The 1133-nt window shown below is 62.2% G+C and carries 2 protein-coding genes; both read left to right on the forward strand.

Annotated elements, in window-relative coordinates; genetic code table 11:
* Positions 1–97: 97 nt before the first annotated feature.
* On the forward strand, positions 98–223 hold the full coding sequence (locus AC0L2U_RS34680) for a hypothetical protein (protein WP_473603698.1): 126 nt from the start codon (positions 98–100) through the stop codon (positions 221–223).
* A complete protein-coding gene (istB, locus tag AC0L2U_RS34685; RefSeq protein ID WP_473603699.1) occupies positions 220–1035 on the forward strand; it encodes an IS21-like element helper ATPase IstB in 816 nt (271 codons plus the stop codon). The genes AC0L2U_RS34680 and istB overlap by 4 nt, the downstream gene beginning before the upstream one ends.
* Positions 1036–1133: the final 98 nt, after the last annotated feature.

Consider the following 1133-nt stretch of genomic DNA (forward strand, 5'->3'; position numbering starts at 1 on the left):
TCTGCAAGGCGTGGGCGTCACAACCGGAACGCTTCAAACTCGATCCGCTCCAGCAAATGCCGGGACTAAACATCTAGAGGCACGGCGATTGCCCGACATGGCTGCTTTGCGCGAACGGTTCGCGCCGGATCCCGCCCGGGTGCCGAGTGTCGTCGTGCGTCTTGCTCCGCTCAACGCCTATGAAGCCCTGCTTGGCGCCAACCTGACAGGAGATGCGGCATGAAGACGAACCCCGCTGTCGATTCCGCCAGGCTGAGCTTGCTCCTCAACGAACTGCGCCTGCCGGCCATCAAGGTTATGTGGCCGCAGTTTGCCGAACAGGCCGACAAGGAAGGCTGGCCGGCCGCTCGCTTCCTGGCTGCGATCATTGAACATGAACTGGCTGAGCGCGACCGGCGACGTATCGAACGCCATCTCGCCGAGGCGCGCCTCCTGCCGGGCAAGACCCTCGACACATTCGAGTTCGAAGCCGTTCCGATGATCTCCAAGGCCCAGGTGATGGCCATTACCGCCGGCGACAGCTGGCTCGAGAAGGGAGCTAACCTGCTTCTGTTTGGCCCTCCAGGCGGCGGAAAGAGCCATCTCGCCTCGGCCATCGGACTTGCCCTTATCGAGACCGGATGGCGGGTCATGTTCACCCGCACCACTGATCTCGTCCAGAAGCTTCAGGTCGCGCGCCGCGAACTCGGCCTCGAGGCCGCCATAAATCGCCTCGATCGCTTCCACCTGATCATCCTCGACGACCTCGCCTATGTCACCAAGGACCAGGCCGAGACGAGCGTGCTATTCGAGCTCATCAGCGCCCGCTACGAGCGGCGCTCCATGCTCATCACCGCCAACCAGCCCTTCGGCGAATGGGGGAAGGTCTTCCCAAATCCCGCCATGACGCTCGCCGCGGTCGACCGCCTTGTCCACCACGTGACAATCTTCGAGCTGAATGTCGAGAGCTATCGGCGGCGCGAGGCCATCGAGCGAAAGCGAGGGCCAGGCCGGCCGGCCTCGTATGCGACGCCCGCAAACGCCAATCCTGATTGACGCGCCGCGACAATCAAACCGCGCATTGCCTCGCCTGAACTGCTCCCTAAAATTGGTTTGTTGCCTCATCTAATTTGCTCCCGAATCAACAACTTCGG

This window comes from Mesorhizobium sp. WSM4808 (genome assembly GCF_055811675.1).